Below are 3,636 nucleotides of genomic sequence, written 5' to 3' on the forward strand. Positions count from 1 at the left end.
GTCTAAGCTATAATATTTAAGAAATTTACTAAGTAAAAAAAAGGAAAAAAAACCCGAATGGCGAGCTTTGACTCTGTAATACTTTAAATTGACGTTATAATAATTTACTGACGCTTAGTTCAAGCACGACTTGGCTGAGTGTAAAAAAAATGAAAAAAGCATGTAGCCGCTATAATTTGATACAATCTGTCAAAAAACACCCTGAATTTTGTTATTAAGCCTACAGATCAAAAACAAGCTTTGAGTTAGAAACACCCTTAATACTATGATAAGGGTGACGGCGAAGGTTGTCAAGTAGCTTTTTATTTCTATTGGGTAACTTTTTTTCACTGTTGTTTACCCGCTTTCTGTGTGGTGAGGATTGGTATTAGAAAAAGCCATAGCACAAAAGTCTTGAAACTTTAGTGCAAAATTTATCAAAGAAGTTTTAATACTGTGATCAGCATGCATATTTACAACTCTAAACCTGGCAAATTCCTAGTAAAGAGTAGCACTCCTGAGATGAGTATTAGCCAAAGCACTGATATTGGTAGAAACACTTTCCAACCAAGACGCATTAGCTGATCATATCGATATCTAGGTATTGTTGCCCTAGTCCAAATAAATATGAACAACAATAAAGCTATTTTTAAGACAAACCAAATTAAACCTGGAATTTTATACAAAAAATTAAGTTCTAGAGGAGGATACCATCCTCCTAAGAAAAATATTGTCATCATAGTGCTTGCTAAGATCATGTTTGCATATTCTCCCAAGAAGAAGAGGGCAAAAGGCATTGATGAATATTCAACATTATACCCAGAGACAAGCTCTGCTTCAGCTTCTGGTAAATCAAACGGATGACGGTTAGTTTCTGCAAGAATAGAGATAAAGAACACTATTGCCATAGGTATGAGTAGTAAATCAACCCAAAATGGCATGTTATGCTTTGTTACTACCATTTCTCCGAGATTTAGCGTGCTAGTTGTGACAATAATTGTGGCAACTATTAGACCTATCGAAACTTCGTATGAGATCATCTGGGCAGCTGACCTTACGCTACCCAAAAATGCATAATTAGAATTACTTGACCAGCCTGCAATAATAATGCCATATACCTCTAAAGAGGATACAGCTAGCACATAAAGTACTCCAACATTAATATTTGCTATCACCTTAGGAATTACTGTCTGTTGCCTGTTTTCTATAATTACTTCAGCGCCAAATGGTATAACTGCCCATGCGATTAATGCTAAAATAAAGGTGAGCATCGGAGCCATAATGAACAATATGGTATTTGCCCTAAATGGTACTATCGGCTCTTTAATCAGTAATTTAATTGCATCTGCAAGTGGCTGTAATAGTCCAAAAGGCCCAACTACACTTGGGCCATGTCTTAGTTGAATTGCACCAATAAATTTGCGTTCGAAGTACACCAAGTAGGCTACTGAGAGCAGTAACAGCGCCAAAACAAATAAAATGTTAGCTAGCGTGTCCATAGAAAGCCTTAGTACAATCTGCCATTGTTTTTGAAGCGCGGCTTATGGAGTCTGTCATATAAAAATTACATTCTTTTAGGGCGAAAGGTACGCTACTTAGTTTTATCTCGTTGCAGGTAATTGGCACCCATTTGTTTTTTACCACCTGGTCAGCATTTCTAAACTGTGGGCCTATAGTATCTAATTTTTTTTTCACGTCAAATAAACTATCATATGGGAAGGAGAGGCCCAGATATTGTGATAAATTTTTAATAATTAACCAGTCTTCCTTTGCTTCACCAGGAGGAAATACAGCTAAATTTGTTCTCTGCACTCGCCCTTCAGTATTCACATAAGTTGCATATTTCTCTATGTATGTAGCTCCAGGTAGAATAACATCCGCTATGTGTGCACCTCTATCGCCATGATGACCTTGATAGATTACGAACGTGTTTTCTAATTTTGATGTGTCGATTTCATCTGCACCGAGAAGATAAACAGCTTCTATATCGCCACTTTCTGCTTGCTTTAGTGTTTGGTTAATGTCTTTTCCACCTTTTTTGGGAACAAATCCAATATCTAATCCACCAACTCGTGCTGCGGCTTTATGCAGCACATTAAAACCATTCCAGTCATCCCTCACCATGTTAAAATTTTCTGCAATTGTGCTAGCTAAAGCTAGAATTGATTCGGAATCATCTCTTGTTAATGCATCTTGACCGATAATAAACATAGGGTTTCTAGCAGCGCTTAGCAGCTTGCAAAATTTGTGATTTCCTTTCGCTATTTCATTTAAAATGCCAGGGTTATCGCCTAGCTTCTCAACATGATACAAATATTCAATGTCAGGACCAATGCTTGCAATAGGAAAGTTACCTTGTAAATATCTTTTTCTTATACGTGCATTAATAATTGGCGCTTCTACTTTAGGATTTGTGTTTATAAGAAGGCATAAATCTGCATTTTCTATACCCTGAGCAGTGGTGTTGAATACATATGATCCACGATTATTTTGTATAAGCCTTGCTCCATCTTGCCTACAATCTATATTTGCTGAGCCAAGCTTATGCATCATTTCTTTTAGTAGAAGCATAGACTCACAATCTGCTAGATCACCAGCAATTGCAGCCATTTTGTTTGGCCTTGTACTTCTTAGTTTTTTTGCAGCAACAGTTAGTGCTTCATTCCAATCAACTGGAATTAATTTACCACCTTTCTTTATATAAGGTTGGTCAAGGCGTTGCACTTTTAGTCCGTCGTAAGTAAAACGAGTTTTGTCTGATATCCATTCCTCATTCACTTCTTCATTGAGTCTTGGCAATATTCGCATAACTTCTGGGCCGCGGTAATCGACTCTGATCGCACTTCCTACAGCATCGAGCACATCTATAGTTTCACAATGTAATAGTTCCCATGGGCGTGCCTTAAACGAGTAAGGTTTCGAAGTCAAAGCTCCTACAGGGCAGAGGTCTATAATATTTCCAGATAATTCAGAGCTAATATGCCTTTTTATGTAAGTGCTGATTTCTATATTTTCTCCTTTACCAATTCCCCCAAGTTCGTTTGTACCTGCAACATCAGACAAGAACCTAACACACCGAGTGCAATGGATGCATCTATTCATTGCAGTTTCAATAAGTGGCCCAAAATGCTTTTTTGGTACAGCCCTTTTATGTTCGTCAAGTCTGCTAGTTCCCTTTCCATAGGCCATTGTTATATCTTGTAAATCACACTCACCACCTTGATCACAAATGGGGCAATCAAGCGGATGGTTAATTAGCAAAAACTCGAGTACTCCTTCACGTGCCTTTTTGATTTTTGGGGTATTAGTGTGAATAATCATACCCTCTGCAACTGGTATCGCACAAGAGGCTACTGGTTTTGGAGGTCCACCTTCCACTTCAACTAAACACATTCTACAATTACCAGCGATTGCTAAGCGCTCATGATAACAAAAGCGCGGAATTTCAACACCCACAGCCTCACAGGCTTGGATTATAGTAAACCCAGCTTCCACTTCACATTTCCTAGAGTTAATGGTGATCTTAACCACAAACTTAAACCCACTACACAGCTTCCCACTTTATAGGATTACCACTTTCGTCTTGAACGAGACTACCATCCCCATATTCAGCGGAAATATAATTCATACGTGAGTCGCGATTTATATATCTAACTG

The 3,636-nt window shown here is 38.0% G+C and carries 2 protein-coding genes; both read right to left on the minus strand.

Annotated elements, in window-relative coordinates:
* Positions 1-452: 452 nt before the first annotated feature.
* Positions 453-1,478: an NADH-quinone oxidoreductase subunit NuoH gene (gene nuoH / locus IHO13_RS04745; protein WP_225538510.1), complete on the minus strand. Its 1,026-nt coding sequence runs from the start codon at positions 1,476-1,478 to the stop codon at positions 453-455.
* Positions 1,462-3,510 (minus strand): NADH-quinone oxidoreductase subunit NuoG, encoded by a 2,049-nt coding sequence (gene nuoG / locus IHO13_RS04750; RefSeq protein WP_225538511.1) that lies wholly within the window; start codon positions 3,508-3,510, stop codon positions 1,462-1,464. Before nuoG ends, nuoH begins: the two co-directional genes overlap by 17 nt.
* Between the last annotated feature and the right edge of the window lie 126 nt (positions 3,511-3,636).

The organism is Wolbachia endosymbiont of Mansonella perstans (genome assembly GCF_020278605.1).
In the GTDB taxonomy this organism is placed as follows: domain Bacteria; phylum Pseudomonadota; class Alphaproteobacteria; order Rickettsiales; family Anaplasmataceae; genus Wolbachia.

Bases quoted from the DNA above. Each gene is read 5' to 3' on its own strand.
- nuoH (WP_225538510.1), bottom strand. From the start codon at position 1,478: ATGGACACGCTAGCTAACATTTTATTTGTTTTGGCGCTGTTACTGCTC.